Raw genomic sequence first — 17412 nt, forward strand, 5'->3', positions numbered from 1 at the left:
CCCGGCCAGCAGGGCGTCGTGGTTGCGCTGAGCCTGAGAGCGGGTGTCGCGGCGCACCGCCTGCTCATCGGGCGTCTCGTCGATGAGCGGTGTGTCGTCGTCGGGGTTGCACGCCCCGGGGGCGGCCAGTTTGGCCAACACCGGTTCGAAGGTGGCCCGCGCCTCGGGGGTCAGATAACCGGTGATGGGCGACATGCCGTCGTATTGCTGCTTGCCGATGGTGATGCCGCGCTTGCGGGCGCGCTCGGCGTCGCTGAATTCCCCGTCGTGGTTGAGCCAGTCCATGATTCGCTGGGCGTATGTGGCCAACTCATCGGGGCGATAGCCGCGGGCCTTGGCGGCCAGGTCGGCGTCGGCGGCCTCGCGGGTGCCCAGGTCCACCTCGGCGGGCAGATGGGCAAAAAAGCTGCGGATCACCCGCACGTGTCCATCACCGATGCGCCCGTCGCGTTGGGCGGCGGCGGTCGCGGCCAGCTGGGGCGCCAGCGGCTCCCCGGTCAGCCCCCGACGCGGGCCCAGGTCCTCGGCTTCATCGATGCGCCGGGCGGCCTCGGCCTTGGTGATGCGCAACCGGTCGGCCAGCGCACAGCGCAGCGTGCCGCCCAACTCTTGCGCACCGGCCTGCGCGCCGAGCTGGTTGATCAGCGCGTGCTGGGGCGCCCGCAGCCGCCGGGTGACGCGTTCGAGGCGCTCCAACGCGCGCAATCGCTCCGGGGTCGTGAGCACGTCAAAGGACAACTCACACAGCCGGTCCACATCGTCATCGAGCGCGCTGAAGACCTCTACGATCTCCTCACGCGTGCTCGAACTCATACCTGAACCCTACGAACGGACACTGACAAGAATCCTGATTTTGTGACTACTGAAGCTAAAGTGACACAAGGGATTACAGATCAGCAGTTCGCCGCATCGAGCAGGTTCCCTGTCGCGCACCGGATCATCGAAATCGCGCGAGAACTTGACGAACAGGTCGGTGTGCAAGCCCGGCTGCGGCCGGTCGTATTTGACCGATAGGGCGACTTTGCGCCCAGTGCTGCCGCCGGCGACCTCGCCGAACGCGATGATGCCGGCGACGGCGTTATCGCCCCCGCGAGCACGCCGTACGCCCGGAACGCGTCGGTCAGAAACCGCGCCCCCCCGCTGCGTAAACCGTTGGGGTCGGCGGGGATCGCGAGGCCGAACCGCTCGCCGGTCACCAAGTCTGCTCTGCCGCACGCACCAACATGTGATTGACCGCCACCCGGCGGTCCCGCGTCACCATGTAGAGCACCGCGTCGGCGATGTCTTCCGGGCGCAACTTGACCATGCCGGCGGTCTGGCGCTCGACCGCCTCTCGCGCCGGTTCGGCCAGGTGGGTGAAGATCTCGGTATCGACGGTGCCGGGACTCACCACCCCGACGCGCACGCGCTTTCCGAGCACCTCCTGGCGGAGGCCCTCACTGAACGCATTCACACCGAATTTGGTCAGGGAATAGACCGCGGTGTTCGGTCGCGCCACCCAACCGCCGGTGGAACCGATGCTGACCAGGTCGGCGACGCCGCGCGGCGAGCTGGCGGCCGCGTCGATCAGGTGCGGAAGCGCTGCGCGGGTGACGTAAAGGACCCCCTGCACGTTGACGGCCACCATGTCATCCCAATCCTGCGGGCGGGCCTCGGCGGCGGGCCCCGAGCGCATCAGCCCGGCGTTGTTCACCACGATGTCGAGCCGCCCCAGCTCGGCGACGGCGCGTTGCACGGCCGCCGACACCGCCTCGGCGTCGGTAACATCGGCGGCCACGGCCAGCGCTGCGCCGCCAGCGGATTCGATCTCGCCTTTCAGGTCGGCCAGCCGGTCGGCGCGGCGCGCGAGGAGGGCCACCACGGCGCCCTCGGCGGCGAGCGCTTTCGCCGTCGCCGCTCCGATGCCGCTGCTGGCGCCGGTCACCAGGGCCGCAGCGCCCGCCAGCATTGTCGTCACGGTCGTCCCCCCGTCGGTGATCCGGCGCCCAGGATCTCCCGCACAACGTACTCGGTGTCCTCGCCCAGATCCGGTGCGCCGCGCTCGATCCGCGTCGGGGAGCGCGCCATCCGCCACGACGGCCCCAGTATCGGCCGCTGGCCCTCGCGGTGATCGGAGACGAAGCGATACAACGCGCGGTCCCACAATCGTTGATCGGCGATCACATCGATTGCGTTGGCGCTCTTGCTCGCCGGCACTCCCGCCGCCCGCAGCCGAAGTGCGAGCTCCTCGGCATCGTGATTGCGGGTGAGCCGCGCGAGCTCGGCGTCGAGCGCATCGGTGTGACGGTGTCGCCGGTCCGTGGTCGCGTACCGTGCGTCATCAGCCAGCGCCGCGGCGCCCAGCACGCTGCACAGGCCGCGCCATTCGGCGTCGTTGGCCACGGCCACCGTGATCCACGAACCGTTCGAGCAGGGGTAGCAGCCGTGCGGGCACATGTCGGGATGCGAGTTGCCGCTCGGCCCGAGGCGTTTTCCAGTCAAGCTTTGCTCCAGCAAGCAGTCCCCGATCATCGACGACAGGGCCTCCACCGCCGACACGTCGACCAATTGGCCCGCGCCGCTGAGTTCCCGATGCATCAACGCCACCACGGCGGCGAAGGCGGCGGCCGCGCCGACCGTGGAATCCCCGTAGCGCATGCTCGTCCCGAGCGGTGGACCGCCCGGGTAGCCGACCAGCGAAGCGAGCCCGGCCAGCGCGGCAAAGCACGGCGCGTAACCGGTTTGATGCCCCAGCGGTCCGTCGTTGCCCCACATCTTGATCGACACCGAGATGATGTCCGGCTTGATGGCCGTGAGTTGTTCATAGCCCAGGCCTTGACGCTCCATGGCGCCCGGCCGCAGGTTGTTGATGACGATGTCGCTGCGGGCGATCAGCTCACGCAGCCGCGCCATTCCCTCGGCCGACTTGATATCGAGGTCCACGCTGAGGATCTCGGGGTTGATGCTGAGGAAGTAGGGGGCGTGATTGATGTCGGTGCCGCCGTAGGCCCGCATCTCCTCTGGGGCGCTTGCGGTTTCGACCTTGATCACCTCGGCGCCGAGCATCGCCAGCAGCTTTCCCGCGTAGGGACCGGCCCACACCTTGGTGAGCTCGACGACGCGCACGCCTTCCAGCGGCCCGCCGCGGGGGCGCTTGGGCGGCTTGAGTTGCGGCGTCCTGACCGCCGGCGGTGTGCGCGGGTGATCCAGCCGATCCAGGACCGGGGCGGTGTGCTGGCCGAGAGCGGGTGCGGCTGAGGCGATGCGGGCCGGCGACGCGCCGAGCACGTACGGCACCGTGGCGTATGCCGCGTCACCCAGCACGGGGTGGCTTACCCGCTGGAAGAAGCCGCGGTGGCGGTACTGAGGTGACCGATGCAGATCCGCGGCATCGTTGACGGGGACCAGCGGCACACCCAACCGCTGCGCGCGGTCGGCCGCGGACTCCTTGTCCAAATCCCGGATCCAGGCGGCGAAACCCCGCTGAAACGTCGCGACCTTTTCCGCGGTGACGGAGAACTCCAGCCAATCGTCGTCGAAGGCGGTTAGCCACTCCGCATGACCCATGAGTTCCTTCATGCCGAGCCAGTGGGCGCGGCTGGTCATGTACAGGTAGACGAACCCGTCGGCGCACGCAAAAAACGCCGCCGGGCCGGCCTGGTCGTAATCATTTCGGTGCCCCGCGGTGGGGACCTCGCCGGTGATGAACCGGCCCAGGATGCAGTCGGCGCGAGAGGCCAGCACGGCGTGCTGCGACACGTCGATGAACTCACCCTGGCCGGTGTGCAGGCGCCCGAATAGCGACGATGCGAGACACAGCGCGGCATCCAGCCCCGCCTCGTAGTCGGCCAGGAATCGTCCCGGCCCCTGCAGCGGCGGCCTGTCGGGGTCGGGGTGACTGGGCGTGTGATATCCCCAGCCGCTCGCGTGAAAAACGTTGATGCTCCTAGCGTTTTCGAACTCGGCGGGCGCGCGGTCGCCAAAGGGGGTGATCGAGCAGAACACTACGGACGGATGCTTGACGGACCAGCCCGGGGCGCGGTCCTGGATGACCGCGTCGGCGGTCCCGATCAGCGCGTGCAGGCGCTCGATGCCGGCCGCCGAGCCGATGTCGAGCACGACGGAGCGCTTGTTCGTATTGAGGTAGGCGAACAGGGCGCTGCCTTCGCACCCATCGGCCAGGATGGGTGCCATCGCGCGGGTGGGGCTCCCGCGTTCCGGCGCCTCGACCTTGATCACCTCGGCGCCGAAATCGGCCAGCAGCTTTCCGCAGTACTCCCCCGCGACGTTTCCGGCCAACTCGACGATCCTGATGCCCGTCAATGCCGACATGGGCGCCCCCTCAAGGCGGATCAGGGCTTCTTTCTTCCCGAGCGGCTCAGGCGCCACTCCGGCGGGAAGTTCAGATCGTTGTCCTTCACCACGTTGTTGAGGCCCTTTTCGAAGGTGCCCTCGGTGAGGTCGACCTCGTTCGCCTGGTCGTTGGCGATCAACGGCAGCATGCCCTCGACCATGCCGGTGAGCAGGCTGCCGAAGTATTCGCCCTTGTGCTGCTTGTACAACTCCAGGAACGTCTTCTGAACGGCGACGGTGTCGGTTGGGCGGGAGCGGGAACAGGCCATCGCATACTTCAACGTCTCTTCCTCCAGCTTCTCGCGGGGCACCACGCTGTTGACGAAGCCGCAGTCGTACATTTCCTTCGCGCTGAACGGCCGCCCGGTGAACAGCATTTCGGAGAACTTGCGCAGGCCCATCGTCTCGGCCCACCACCACAGGCGTGGGCCCCAGCCCACGTAACGGAAGGCCGGGTGCCCGAAGAGGGCGTCGTCGGAGGAGACCACCAGATCGGCGTCGCCGGCCTGATAGAAGTGCCACCCGTAGCAGTAGCCCTTGGCCTCGATGATGCTGATCTTGCGCAACTCCTGCAGCGGCCGGTTGCCGGCCCGGGCCTTGGCGTAGAAGTCGGTGACGGTGGACAGGTAGCGATACGAGCCGCCCGGCGGGTACTTGACGTCGTCGTCGTTGATCGCAAGCTCGTGCAGCAGCGGCATACCGGGGTTTTCCAGCATCCCGCGCTGCTCGGGCAGGTCCCCGCCGCTGCCGAAATCCTCACCCTCGCCGCGGATCACGACGACCTTGACGTCGTCGTCGACGTTGCACTTGTGGATCAGGTCGGCATAGTTCTGCCGCATCCCCAAGGTGGTGGCGTTCTGCGCGTCGGGACGGTCGAAGGTGATGTAGGCGATCCGGTTCTTCTTGTCCTTCTCGAACTTGATGTACTGCTCGGCTTCCTTCTTCATCTTCTCGTAGTCGTACTCAGGCATGGCTGTCTCCACTTTCTTTACTTGAGCAAAGCTCCCGCGTCGACGGGAAGCGAAACGCCTGTGACATAACGAGATTCGTCAGAGGCGAGGAACAGTACGGCGTTGCTGATGTCGGCGGCTTCCACCCAGGGCACCGGCAGCGTGTGGGTCATCTGCGAGAACGGGGCGAAGTCGTCCGGTCCGGGATTCTCCAGGTCCGGTCGAAACAGGCGGAAGGTCACGTCGTTCATCGTCATCGGGGTGTTGACCTGGCTGGGGTGCACGGAGTTCACCCGGATCATGTGCTGGCCCAGCTCGACCGCGAAGGCGCGCATCAGCCCGATCACGCCGTGCTTGGCGGCGATGTAATGGCCGGTGTAAGCCATGGCCTTGTGCGACCCGACCGAGCCGGTCAGCACGATGGAGCCACCGCGCCCGCCCGCGATGATGTGCGGCACACCGGCTTTCACGGTATGCCAGACACCGGAAAGGTTGACGTCGATCATGTCCTGCCAGATCTTCTCGCCAATCTTGTGCAGCTTGTTGCCGAAGGTGCCGATGCCCGCGTTCGCGACGATGATGTCGAGCCGGCCGAGTTGTTCCACCCCGCTGTCCACGGCGGTCTTGAGGGCGTCGTAGTCGCGCACGTCGACTTGGGCGGTCACGATGCGGCGATTCTGGGCCTTCACCAGGTCCGCGGTTTCGGCGAGATCGGCCGGGGTGGAGTGTGGGTAGGCCAAGTTGTCGATGGGTCCGCAGATGTCGACCGCGATGATGTCGGCCCCCTCCTGCGCCAGGCGCACCGCGTGGCTGCGGCCCTGGCCCCGGGCGGCGCCGCTAATGAGGGCCACCTTGCCCGCGACGCGGCCGGTCATCGCGGCACCGCGGCCGGCATGGACTCCCAGCCGCGCACCGTCGACGTCGGGCTCAGCTGCGCCCGGGTCAGGTCGATCTCCCACTCGGGGAACCTTTGCAGAATCTCCTCCAGGGCGACGCGGCCTTCCAGCCGCGCCAGCGCCGAGCCCAGGCAGAAGTGCGTGCCGACGCTGAAGGTCAGGTGTGGGCGGGCCGACCGGTGGATGTTGAATTCGCCGGCATCGGGCCCGAATTGGCGTTCGTCGCGGCACGCCGACCCGATGAGCATCATCATCACGCTGCCCTCGGGCACCGTCCGGTCGTGCAGGCTGACGTCGTGGGTGACATACCGCGAGACGTGGGGCGCGGGTGGCTCATAGCGCAGCAGCTCCTCAATCGCCTGCGGGATCAGTTCCGGGTTTGCGGCGAGGTCGCGGCGCTGGCCGGGGTGCTCCGCGAGAACCTTTCCGGCCCAACCGATCAGCCGAGTGGTCGTCTCGTTGCCCGCGCCGGCGACCACGTTGAGGTAGACGAGTATCTCCTCGCGGGTCAGCCGCCGCCTGGTGCCCGTCTCGTCGACGAATTCGACGTTGAGCAGTTCGGTCATGATGTCGTCGGACGGATGTTCGGCGCGCCACTCGATGTAGGCCTCGAACTGCTCGCCCACCGACAGGCCGTGCCGGGCGGCGGTCATGGGCTTCCCGGCCTCGGTGCGGAGTTGCGCGTTGCCGCGGTCGCGGATGTATTCCTGGTCGTCGTCGGGGATGCCGAGCAGCGAGCTGATGACCTTCATCGGCATTTGCGCGCCCAGGTCGGTGACGAAGTCGAATCGACCCGTTCCCACCAGGGGATCCAGGAGTTGAGCGCAGAACTCGCGGATCATCGGCTCGAGCGCCGCGATCCTGCGCGGCGTGAACATACGTGACAACAGCTTGCGATGCACATCGTGGATCGGCGGGTCCTCGAAGATCAGCATTCCCGGGGGGATTTCGAGGTTGGCCTTGATCAACTCCAGGATCGCGCCCCGCGCGGAGCTGAAGGTGGCGTGGTCGACGAGCGACTTGGTGACATCGGCGTACCGGCTCAACGCGAAGAAATCATATTCGGGGTTGTAGTAGAGCGGCGCCTCGTCCCGCAGACGGGAGAACATCGGGTACGGGTCGGCGATGAGCTCGACGTCGTATGGGTCGAAATGAACGTCGCTGTCGGTGCTCGCCGTCACGAAATCCCTCCTGCCGCCGCCATTTCCGGAATCGGTCCCGGCAATTTGTACACTCCGCTTAAAGCCTGTGAATGCCGAATCACTCTATTCCCGTAGAGAACCATACGGCGGGTGCCCTGGCAAGAGCCGGCGGGGCGAAACATGGTCGGTGCGCTCAACCCGAGGCGGCGGTCCGGGTGAGCCGCCCCTTGTCCGAGCTCCTCAGAACGCCGGTGGCCATGGCCGTCAAGATGCCGTCGAGCTGCTCGGGACTGTCGATGATTCGGTCGCCGTGGGCGAAGCGCAGCAGCAGCCCGTTGATGAAGGTCAGCGTGATATTGCTCAGATCCTCGACCACCGCCGGTTCCAGCTCGCCACCACGCGGCATGAGCTGCACCAGGATTTCGCGGTGCAGCTTGGTGAATCCGTCCGTGGCCTGCTGCAGTATCGCGGCCAGCGCCGGGTCGCGCGTGGCCTGCATCGTCAGCTCGTACCTGGCCTTCGTCCGCGACAGTTGCGGCTCGGTGCCGGCTTGGATCACCACCTGTGACAACCGCGACGGCGACGGGTGGTGTCGGCGACCGGGAGAGCCGTCGTCGGCGACCGACTGCAGGGTCGCCAGGTCCAGCTCCGCCAGCCGCTCGGCCACGGCGCGCAGCAGCGCCGAGCGGGTCCGGAAATAGAACGATGTCGTGCCGTCCGGCACATCAGCCCGGCGGTCGACCTTGAGATGGCTCAGCCCCTTGGCCCCATCCTGGGCCAAGAGATGGATCGCCGCATCGCACAGGTCGCGGCGGCGTTCGGTGGGGTTGGGCTTTCGTCGTTTGTCCATCGCGTGTTCCGGACCATGAGGCTACTCTATATTCGTAGTGTAGGTAAAGGGGGGTACCCCTGTCGCCCGGCATTGAAGACGAATGGTCTTACGCTCATTCACGTGGACCAGCCCCAGTCACCGGCGTCGGAACGGCTCGGAATTGGTTTCCTCGGCGGGTTCGGTCTTCCGCCAGTGGAATTCGTCGATCTCACCGCGGATCTTGGCTGCCGGCACATGTCTGCGGTGGTACGGGGGCTTCCGTTGGTGCCGCTCGGCTACCCCGGCTTCTCGTTGAAGGACGCCAGACTGCGCCGAGACATGCTCGCCGCCATGGATCACCGCGGCGTGACGATCTCGCTCGGCGACGGATTTCTGATCATGCCCGATGCCGAGATGCGCACGTTCACGGCCGATCTCGACGCGCTGGCCGAGCTCGGGGTTCCCCGGATCAACGTCGTCAGCCTCGATCCCGACCTCGGCCGCACCTTCGACCAGTTGGCGGTCCTGACGGAACTCGCCGCGCAACGCGGCATCCAGACCCTCGTCGAGCCGGTGCCGGGCCTGACCGTCGGCGACCTGCCCACCGCGCTGGCCGCTCGGCAACACGTTGGACGGTCGGACTTCCGTTTGTTGATCGACACTATGCACCTGGTGCGATCGGGCTCCTGCGCGGCCGACGTCGCGGCCCTCGACCCCGATCACATCGGGTACGCCCAACTGAACGACACGACGCTGAGGCCGCGCGGCGACAACTACATGGAGGAGGCCATGTTTGAGCGCATGGTTCCCGGCGAAGGCGAACTACCGCTGCGCGAAATCCTTTCGGCGCTCCCACCCGACATCGTGATCGAGATCGAGGTGCCAAGGCGATCACTGGCACTGGATGGCGTCGGCCCGATCGATCGCCTCCGCCCATGTGTGGAGGCGGCACGGCGCTTGTTGTCCGAAATACCGCCCGGGTCAACGACTTAGCGCTCAGTCGGTTCGCGCAGCGGCAGGCCGGCGGCGGTATAGATCGCGTCGATGACGGTCATGTTCTCGATCGCGTCTTCGGGGGTCGTCTCAAACGGCTCGCCGCGTAGCACCGCCGCGGCGAAAGCGTCGAGCTGATAGGCGTAGGAGGTGCGGCGCGAGAAACGCTCTACGCGTTTGCCGTCGGGCGATCGGACGCTCAGCCGATTGACAAGGTGCGGCAGCACCGGATTCAAGACCCGCATCTCACCGCGTTCGCCGACCACGCGGGCGCTGATCTGCAGTAGCCACGACGACCACATCGAACAGCGGATCCGGCCGGTATGCCCTTCGGCGAACTTCACCTCGGCCGTCATGGCCCGGTCGATCCGCGGGTCTCTCAATTTCGCCTGTGCCGAAACGACTTCCGGGGTGGAACCGCCGAATGTGCGGACCATGTGGACCGCGTAACACCCGGCGTCCATCGTCGCCCCGCCCGCCAGCGAGTAGTTGTAGCGGATGTCAGAGAACTTCGGCAGCGGGAAGCACAGGGCGGCCTCCACCCGGGTGAGCTTGCCGAGCTCACCGGAGGTGATGATCTGCTCGACGCGCCGGCTCAGCGGGTGATAGCGATAGTGGAATGCCTCCATCACCACGCGATCCGAATTCTTCGCCAATTCCGCGATTTCGCGCGCCTCGGCGGCGTTGGCGGTGAACGGCTTTTCGCACAAGACGTGCTTGCCGGCGGCCAGCGCGGCCCTGGTCCACCGGCCGTGCAGGCCGTTCGGCAGCGGGATGTAGACCGCGTCGAGGTCTGGGTCGGCGATCAGTGCGTCGTAACTTTCGTGCACCCTGCCGATGCCGTGTTTCCTCGCGAAGGCCTGCCCCCGCGACGCATCGCGTGCCGCTACGGCGGCCACCTCGACATCGCTGTTTTCCTTCGCCGGGTTGACGAGCGCCAGCGGCGCGATGCGGGCGGCGCCCAGGATCCCGAACCGGATCGGAGCCCCATTTTGCGCCACGGATCAGACGCTAGCACTTGGTCACCTCTGCCGCGGCCATCGTCGAAATCGACGTTAGCGCGCGGTTTACCCGCACTTTTGCGCGCTAACCCCGATCTCGGCGCCTGGTCCTGATCGTGGCGACCCGCTTCGCCCGGCTAGGCCGCGCTCGCGATCACCACTTAGCGGCGCGCGAATGCGGGCGCGCGCTCGGGCCGGACCCCGACGCCGATGAAATACGCGGGCAGGACCGCCAGCCACGGCAGCCGCTCCATCACCCTGAACAGGGCCGCGGGCGGGGTCGGGTCCTGGCCGCGCAGGAGTGGGCCGAGCAACTGTCTCTGCAGCACCCGTTGCACCGCTTGGGTCACCGCGGTGGGAAACAAGCGGCGTCGCCGGACCGCCGCCAGGTCGCGAACCGTGACCCGGTGCTGCCGCAGCGGTTCGGCCAACAGAGTCGCGGCGGCGACGGCGTCCTGGACTGCCAGGTTGATGCCGACGCCCCCGAGCGGCGACATCGCGTGCGCCGCGTCGCCGATGCACAGCAGGCCATCGGTGTGCCAGGGACGCAGCCGATCCACCCGGACATCAAGGTGCTTGATGTCGTCCATGGACGTCAGCGCCGCCACCGACCCGGCGGACTCCGGCAGCAGCGCGCTGACGTCACGGCGGAACGCCTCGATACCCCGCGCGCGCAATTGGGCGTCGGTCCCCTTGGCGCCGAGGTAGGCGATCTGGTCGTAGCCCTCGCGCGGAATCACGCCGAGCGCCTTGCCGGGGGCGACGCGAGGCAGGAAGGAGAATTCCGCGGCGCCCTCGCGTGGCAACCTGAACCACCACACGTCGAAACTCACCGGGTATTCGCGCGTCTTCAACCCGGCCACCCGGCGAGCGATCGACCATCGGCCGTCGCACGCGACCGTCAACTCAGCCCGCAGTTCACCCGCGCCGTCGGGCCCTTGGTAGCGCACGCCGGTGACCCTGCCGCCCTCCCTCAGCAGGCCAGTGGCCTCGGTCTGCATCCGCAGCGTGAAGCTCGGCTCGGCTTGGGCGACATCGGCGAGCAGGTTGAGCAGGTCCCACTGCGGCACCATCGCGACGAACGGGTGGGGTTGGCGCAGGCGGTCGAAGTCGACGTAGGTCACCGAGCGCCCGTCCGACTCGAATTTCGCGTTGCTGACCGCGGTGAACGGCAGCTCCGCGAAGCGCTCCCACAACCCGAGCTCGTCGAGTAACCGCATCGTGTTCGGATGCACCGTGTCGCCGCGAAAGTCGCGCAGGAAGTCCCCGTGCTTTTCGAGCAGCGTGACGTCGACACCGGCCCGGGCCAGCAGCAGCCCGAGGACCATCCCGGCGGGCCCGCCGCCGATAATCGCGCACGTCGTCGTCTCGGCCATCAGCGCTCAAGCATAAGGCGCCGGAAGCGCTAGCCGTGGGCAGGCAGCACGTGGTCGCCCACCCGGTCGGTGGACAAGCACAGCGAGCAGACGTGCGCGCCGTGGGTGTCGCAGGCCAGCATGTCGGGCCGCTCGTAATCGTGATGGCAGACATGGCACTTCAACTGCTCGGCAGCGGGGTTGCCATGGCCGATCGTTTCGAGATCGGCCTCGAGATGGCCACGGGTGCCGGACTTCTCGGTCCCCGTCTCGGTGTCCGGCGTCATCCCCAAGCCCCTCCGACCCTCCGCGTCCCAAATACCCGCCGAAGATAGCCGACGCGCCTGGTGGTTTCCTGAGAGGCCCCGCCCTCTAGAGGCCGGCGTCGAACACCGACACGGGGCCGAGGACCACCCCGGTTTCCTCGACGTAGCGGTCCCACAACGCCAGCAGCTCGGCGAGCTTGTCGGGCCGCGCGCCGGCCAGGTCGTCGATCTCGCCGGGGTCGCCGGAGAGGTCGTAGAGCTGCCAGGCGCCCGTACCGTACGGCGCGGGCAGATAGACCGCCTTCCAGTCGCCCTGGCGAATCGCGCGGCGCCCGAACAACTCCCAGCCCGTGCCGGTTTCGTCGTCGTGCACCGCTTCGCTGTCGCCCGACAGATACGCCACCAGCGAGCGGCCCCGCATGGGTTCGACCGCACGGCCCCGGTAGTCGGTGCCGGGATGGGCGACGCCCGCGAGCTCGAGGACGGTCGGGGCGATGTCCATGACGGTGGTGAACACCGTGCCGATCTCGGCCTGCCGGGCGAAGCCGGGCCACGTGACGAAGCCCACCACCCGGATCCCGCCTTCGGTGGTGAAAGCCTTGTGCAGGCGCGACGGCGCCGTGGCGGCCTGCGCCCACCGCGGGCCATACCAGATGAACGAGGTGGCTCGGCCCAGGTTCTCGAGGCTGTTGTCGCAATACTTTTCGATCTGCGCGACGATTTCGGGGCCACGCAGCGGCATCGCCTCGACCATCGCGCCCTCAGCGCCATTGTCGGACAAGAAGATCACTACCGTGTCGTTCAGTTCCCCCGTTTCGGCGAGGTAGTCGATCACCCGCCCGATGTTGTAATCCATCCGGTCCACCATCGCCGCGTAGACCTCCATGCTGCGGGCCGACCGCGCGCGCTCGTCGTCGGTCATGTCGTCCCACTCGGGCGCGCCGTCGGCCACCACCGGGTGCGCCACGACGTCGGGCGGGCACAGGCCGAGCTTCTTGAGCGCCTCCAGCCGGGCCTCGCGCAAGGCATCCGGCCCCGCGTCGTAGCGGCCGTGGTAGGCCGCGATGGATTCGTCCGGCGCCTGCAACGGCCAGTGTGGCGCCTGGAAGGGCAGGTAGGCGAAGAACGGCCGGTCGTCCTCGGAAGGGCGTTCGCGAAGGTACCGCAGCAGCGTGTCGGTGTAGGAGTCGGAGGAGTAGAAGTCGTCGCCGACGGTCACGAACTGGTCGTCCTCGGTGTAAAGCGTTGCCACCGGCGAGAACCCGCCGCCCGCGGCCGGGCCGTAATGGCTGGCGCCGGCCGGCAGCAAGGCGAACGAGCGCTCAAATCCCCGGGCCCACGGAGAAGTCTCGATGGTGTGACCAAGGTGCCACTTGCCCGACATCAGCGTCAGATATCCGGCGTCGCGCAGCAGTTCGGGCAACGCCACCACGCGGTCGTTCAGGTAGCCCTCGTAGCCGGGCGCGCCCCGAAATCCGGGGATCGCGACTTCGAGCATCGTGCCGATGCCGGCGATGTGGTGGTCAGTGCCGGTCAGCAGCATCGCCCGCGTCGGCGAACAGGCCGGGGCGGAATGAAAATCGGTGAACCGCACGCCGGCGTAGGCCAGCCGATCCAGGTTCGGCGTGTTGATCTCGCCGCCGAACGCGCCGATATCGGAAAACCCGAGGTCGTCCGCCACGATCACTAAGAAGTTGGGTCGCTTCACGCTGGGTCGCTTCACGCTGGGTCGCTTCACGCTGAAGCATCCTGTCAGGTCCGGCGCCGGGATGGCACGTCGGAGGTAGCGCGGCGCCGGCGGCTATTGTCAGTGAATGCTGGCAGAGTTCGGGATGTCCGTTCCGCTCGTCGCCGCCCCGATGTCGGGCGGTCCCACCACTCCGGAGATGGTGTCGGCCGCGACCCGGGCCGGTGCCCTGGGCATGCTCGCGGCCGGCTACAAGACCGTCGAGGCGGTGGAGGCGGAGATCAAGAAGGTCCGTGCCGAGGGAATCCCGTTCGGCATCAACCTGTTTGCGCCCAATCCGCTGCCGGTCGACCCGGATGGCTACCGGACCTACGCGGCGATCGTTCAGCAAGATGCCGACCAGTTCGCGGTCACCCTGCCGCCGGAGCCGATCGAGGACACCGACAGATTCGACGAGAAGATCGCGCTGTTGCTCGACGACCCGGTGCCGATGGCGTCGTTCACCTTCGGAATACCGCCGCGCGACGTCATCACGGCCTTGCAGCGCGCCAATACCGTCGTGGTCCAAACGGTGACGACAGCGGAGGAGGCGGCGCTGGCCCACGAAGCCGGGGTCGACATGCTTGCCGTGCAGGCGGCGGCCGCGGGCGGGCATTCCGGCACGCTCTCGCCGCGCCAGCCACTGAGACCGGTGCCGATCGTCGACCTCGTGCGCCAGGTCGCGGCGACCGTTCCGCTGCCGATCATGGCCGCCGGCGGGCTCGCCACTTCCGCCGCGGTGGCCGAGGTCGTTCGCGCGGGCGCCGCGGCGGCCGTCGTCGGAACCGTTTTGCTGCGTGCCAACGAGAGCGGCGCCTCGGCGACGCACCGCGGAGCCCTCACCGATCCCGCGTACACCGAAACGGTGATCACTCGGGCGTTCACCGGCCGCCCGGCGCGCGGACTGCGAAACGCGTTCATCGACGCCCACGAACCGCAGGCGCCGTTGGGCTATCCGGCGATTCACTACCTCACCACCGGGATGCGCAAAGCCGCCGCGGCCGCGGGGAAACCCGACTACGTCCACCTGTGGGCGGGCACGGGGTACCGGCACGCCACCGCCGAGCCCGCGGCCGACATCCTGCGGCGGCTGGCTTCCGAGCTCTGATCGACCCCGCGCCGCTGGCAAGCGGCTGAAACGCTCTTCCCCGAGTTCCGCGGCTGCTTTGTAAATTATGTTTAGTATGTACTGAACGAACAAGGTAGGGCTAACAAGGCAGGGCTGATGTCACCGGACGAGGCCGAGTTCGTCGACCGCCTCGGGCTGTTCTTCGAACTCCTCGGCGCCACCCGAACCATGGGTCGGGTATACGGGTGGCTGCTGATCTGTGATCCGCCGCAGCAGTCGTTGACCCAGCTGGCCGAGGCGCTGTCAGTGAGCAAGGCATCGATTAGCACCGTTGCCCGGCAGCTGCTCGAAGGCGGCATGGTGGAGCGCCTGCCGAGCCCGAACCGTCAACACCTTTATCGGGTCACGCCGGGCGGGTTCACCAGCGTCCTGGAAACGCAGCTGTCGCTGATGCGGCTGGGCATCGAGCCCGCCGAGTTCGCTTTGTCGGTGCTGGGTGACGACCGCGCCGAGCAGCGGCAGCGTATCGAGGACTTCCGGGATTTCTGCGAGTTCTGCACCCGGGCGTACCGCGACCAGCTCATGCACATGTGGACCGAATATCGGGAGGGAAGGAAACAGCGGTGACTCGGACGGGCATGGTCGACTTCAGCGATGTGCGGTGGGGTTCTGTGGAGTGGACGAACCTGTGCACTCTGTACCTGAGGGCATCCGAAAGCCGTTCGCCGGCACCGATTCTGGGTGACACTGCGGCCGCCGAGGCGGTGGACCGCATCGATTACGACTGGGCCCGCATGCGTCGCGCCATGCGGCCCGGATCGAACCAGTATCTGGTCACCATGCGAGCCAAACAGTTCGACGACTGGAGCGCCGGCTTCCTGCGCCGCCATCCGGATGCCGTCGTGCTGCACCTGGGCTGCGGCATGGACACCCGGGCTGTCCGGCTGAATCCACCGAAATCCGTGCAGTGGTTCGACGTCGATCAACCCGACGTGATCGCGTTGCGCCGCAAGCTTTACGACGACCGCGACGGCTACCGGATGATCGGCTCGTCGGTGACCGACAACTGGCTGGACGAGATACCCGGAGACGGTCCGATGCTGATGGTCGCCGAGGGACTCGTCATGTATCTGACCGAGCCCCAGGTGCGCACGCTGCTACAGCGCCTCACGGATCGATTCGCCAGCGGCGAGCTCCTCTTCGACACCGTGTCGCCGATGGGTCCGCGGCTGTCCAAGCTGTTTACCAAGAGCATTACCAAATGGGGCATCCGCGACGCCCGCGACATCGAGCGATGGAACCCGCGCCTGCGCCTCCTCGAGCAGTCCACCCCGGGGGCGCTCTGCGACCGGATACCCTCGGCGCCACTGCGGCTGCTGTGGCGGCTGGTCAACGCCACGTCACTGCGCAACTACGACGTGCTCAACCGCTTCGATTTCTGACGCGTCCCCCCGCAGTCAACTGGCCGCGCCGCGAACGGACGGAGCCCGCATGCCCATCACGCGGTCGATCGCCTCACCGACGCACTGCGGGTGCTCCCCGAGCAGCATGTGCCCGGCACCCGGGCGGTGCAGGTGGGTGGCGTCGGGTATGGCCGCGACCATGTCACGCGCGTGCTCGGCCGGCGTCGTCTTGTCCGCTCCGCCGCTGATGACGATCGTGTTGGCGACGATCGAGGCCAGCGCGGCGTACTGGTCGTAGCGCTTCAGGCTGGGCAGGAAGCCGGCCGCGGTCGTCAACGAGACCGAGCGGATGGCGGATGCCGTGAGCGCCGCGGCGCCGTCGCGGTCGGCACCGGAATACTTGATCAGGCCGTCGAAAACCGGCCGCACAAATCCCCTGATCGCCTTGTCCAGGGCGCGGCGGGGCAGGTGGTGAACGAGGTCGAACACGATCTCCGTCGCGCGGCTGTCCAGCAAGCGGCCGAGCCCTCGCTCGGCCAGCCGACCCGCCGCGGTGGCGACCAGGACCAAGCCCTGCGGATCCACCGGACGATCGGCGGCGGGCTGGCCCAGGTAGGCCAGCGCCGTCATGCCGCCCATCGAGTGTCCGGCCAGCGTGAGCGGGCCCTCCACGCGCAGGGTGGTCAGGACGTCGGCAAGGTCGGCGGCGAGCCGGTCGATCCGGTACGTGTGCATGTCGGCGCCGGTCGAGGCGCCGTGGCCGCGGTGATCGTAGGTGATGATCCGGATGCGATTGCCCCACTGGCGCTTCAGGTGGCGGACCTGGAGTTCCCAGCTCGCCTGCGTGAGGCACAGACCGTGCAGCAGGACCACGGTGTGCTCGCGACCGGCGGGGTTGTGGTCGCGGACCGCCAGGCGCACACCGTCACTCGTGACCACCGTGCGCTCGACATAGCCATCACGCTTCGCGTCCAGCCGCTGTGGAAACGCTTGGGTGGCAGCGCGATACGCATTTGTTCCCGTAGTCAATTCTGGCTGAGTGAACACGGCGGACTCCTGCACGGTGCGATGTCGAGCGGGTCCCGACACCTTGTGCACTCGAAGCTACGGAAGTGCCACCGGCGCTGGCTCGCTTGTGCGCGATAGCCACGCAACAGGCGATTTTGAGCTTTTGCGCATTGTGCTCAGGCGGGTGTGCCGCGGCCATCGGACCGCAGCGCCGCTTCGCAGGACTATCGAGCAGGAGTTGCGGTCGTCAGCTCCGTCAGGCCGAGAGGAAGGCCTGTCTTGATGGCCACGGCAACACCCGAATTAGTTGCCGCCGGGGATGATTCACCGCAGTCCCACCGGGATGCCGCTAGTAGTTGCCGCCCATGACGCCACCAACCGCGCAAAGGTGGGCAACGACTTCGAAGCTACCGCAGGCGAATTCGGCGAAGCCGCGGGCAAATGCGATCCGGCTGCGCCC

16 protein-coding genes and 1 pseudogene are annotated in these 17412 nt (G+C 67.5%); 4 read left to right on the forward strand and 13 right to left on the reverse strand.

Going from position 1 to position 17412, the window contains the following annotated elements:
* The 8 genes and pseudogenes from VMD50_RS03405 to VMD50_RS03440 form a co-directional block, all read right to left on the reverse strand.
* The coding region (locus VMD50_RS03405; RefSeq protein ID WP_325424868.1) for a DUF222 domain-containing protein at positions 1-813 on the reverse strand (813 nt) is incomplete at its 3' end.
* A gap of 108 nt (positions 814-921) precedes the next feature.
* Positions 922-1196 (reverse strand): annotated as a pseudogene (locus VMD50_RS03410) (hypothetical protein); the annotation flags it as partial.
* A complete protein-coding gene (locus VMD50_RS03415; RefSeq protein WP_325424894.1) occupies positions 1193-1948 on the reverse strand; it encodes an SDR family NAD(P)-dependent oxidoreductase in 756 nt (251 codons plus the stop codon). The pseudogene VMD50_RS03410 and the gene VMD50_RS03415, both read right to left, overlap by 4 nt.
* 5 nt (positions 1949-1953) lie before the next feature.
* Positions 1954-4311: a CaiB/BaiF CoA transferase family protein gene (locus VMD50_RS03420; RefSeq protein WP_325424870.1), complete on the reverse strand. Its 2358-nt coding sequence runs from the start codon at positions 4309-4311 to the stop codon at positions 1954-1956.
* A gap of 20 nt (positions 4312-4331) precedes the next feature.
* Entirely contained in the window at positions 4332-5303 is a 972-nt protein-coding gene (locus VMD50_RS03425; RefSeq protein WP_325424872.1) for an enoyl-CoA hydratase/isomerase family protein, read from the reverse strand.
* 17 nt (positions 5304-5320) lie between these two features.
* On the reverse strand, positions 5321-6157 hold the full coding sequence (locus tag VMD50_RS03430) for a mycofactocin-coupled SDR family oxidoreductase (RefSeq protein ID WP_325424874.1): 837 nt from the start codon (positions 6155-6157) through the stop codon (positions 5321-5323).
* On the reverse strand, positions 6154-7359 hold the full coding sequence (locus VMD50_RS03435) for a cytochrome P450 (protein WP_325424876.1): 1206 nt from the start codon (positions 7357-7359) through the stop codon (positions 6154-6156). The genes VMD50_RS03430 and VMD50_RS03435 overlap by 4 nt, the downstream gene beginning before the upstream one ends.
* A 154-nt stretch (positions 7360-7513) precedes the next feature.
* Entirely contained in the window at positions 7514-8170 is a 657-nt protein-coding gene (locus tag VMD50_RS03440) for a TetR/AcrR family transcriptional regulator (protein WP_325424878.1), read from the reverse strand.
* Between the two features lie 102 nt (positions 8171-8272).
* Here VMD50_RS03440 and VMD50_RS03445 point away from each other — a divergent pair, with 102 nt between their 5' ends.
* Positions 8273-9124: a sugar phosphate isomerase/epimerase family protein gene (locus VMD50_RS03445; protein WP_325424880.1), complete on the forward strand. Its 852-nt coding sequence runs from the start codon at positions 8273-8275 to the stop codon at positions 9122-9124.
* On the opposite strand, the gene VMD50_RS03450 is transcribed toward VMD50_RS03445, so the two are convergent.
* The 4 genes from VMD50_RS03450 to VMD50_RS03465 form a co-directional block, all read right to left on the reverse strand.
* Positions 9121-10125: a Gfo/Idh/MocA family protein gene (locus tag VMD50_RS03450; RefSeq protein WP_325424882.1), complete on the reverse strand. Its 1005-nt coding sequence runs from the start codon at positions 10123-10125 to the stop codon at positions 9121-9123. The genes VMD50_RS03445 and VMD50_RS03450 overlap by 4 nt on opposite strands.
* A 161-nt stretch (positions 10126-10286) precedes the next feature.
* Positions 10287-11501, reverse strand: coding sequence for an FAD-dependent oxidoreductase (locus VMD50_RS03455; RefSeq protein WP_325424884.1), 1215 nt, complete (start codon positions 11499-11501; stop codon positions 10287-10289).
* 29 nt (positions 11502-11530) lie between these two features.
* Entirely contained in the window at positions 11531-11767 is a 237-nt protein-coding gene (locus tag VMD50_RS03460; RefSeq protein WP_325424898.1) for a hypothetical protein, read from the reverse strand.
* An 85-nt stretch (positions 11768-11852) separates the two neighbouring features.
* Positions 11853-13454 (reverse strand): arylsulfatase, encoded by a 1602-nt coding sequence (locus VMD50_RS03465; RefSeq protein WP_325424886.1) that lies wholly within the window; start codon positions 13452-13454, stop codon positions 11853-11855.
* A gap of 106 nt (positions 13455-13560) precedes the next feature.
* Here VMD50_RS03465 and VMD50_RS03470 point away from each other — a divergent pair, with 106 nt between their 5' ends.
* The 3 genes from VMD50_RS03470 to VMD50_RS03480 all read left to right on the forward strand — a co-directional run bounded on the left by VMD50_RS03470 (position 13561) and on the right by VMD50_RS03480 (position 15983).
* The gene (locus tag VMD50_RS03470; RefSeq protein WP_325424888.1) at positions 13561-14580 is read left to right on the forward strand and encodes a nitronate monooxygenase; all 1020 of its coding nucleotides are present in this window, start codon (positions 13561-13563) and stop codon (positions 14578-14580) included.
* Between the two features lie 117 nt (positions 14581-14697).
* A complete protein-coding gene (locus tag VMD50_RS03475) occupies positions 14698-15168 on the forward strand; it encodes a GbsR/MarR family transcriptional regulator (RefSeq protein WP_325424890.1) in 471 nt (156 codons plus the stop codon).
* 11 nt (positions 15169-15179) lie between these two features.
* Positions 15180-15983: a class I SAM-dependent methyltransferase gene (locus VMD50_RS03480; RefSeq protein WP_325424896.1), complete on the forward strand. Its 804-nt coding sequence runs from the start codon at positions 15180-15182 to the stop codon at positions 15981-15983.
* Between the two features lie 15 nt (positions 15984-15998).
* Here VMD50_RS03480 and VMD50_RS03485 read toward each other — a convergent pair whose 3' ends face one another.
* A complete protein-coding gene (locus tag VMD50_RS03485; RefSeq protein WP_325424892.1) occupies positions 15999-16991 on the reverse strand; it encodes an alpha/beta fold hydrolase in 993 nt (330 codons plus the stop codon).
* Positions 16992-17412 lie beyond the last annotated feature (421 nt).

Source organism: Mycobacterium sp. (assembly GCF_035506235.1).
In the GTDB taxonomy this organism is placed as follows: Bacteria; Actinomycetota; Actinomycetes; order Mycobacteriales; family Mycobacteriaceae; genus Mycobacterium.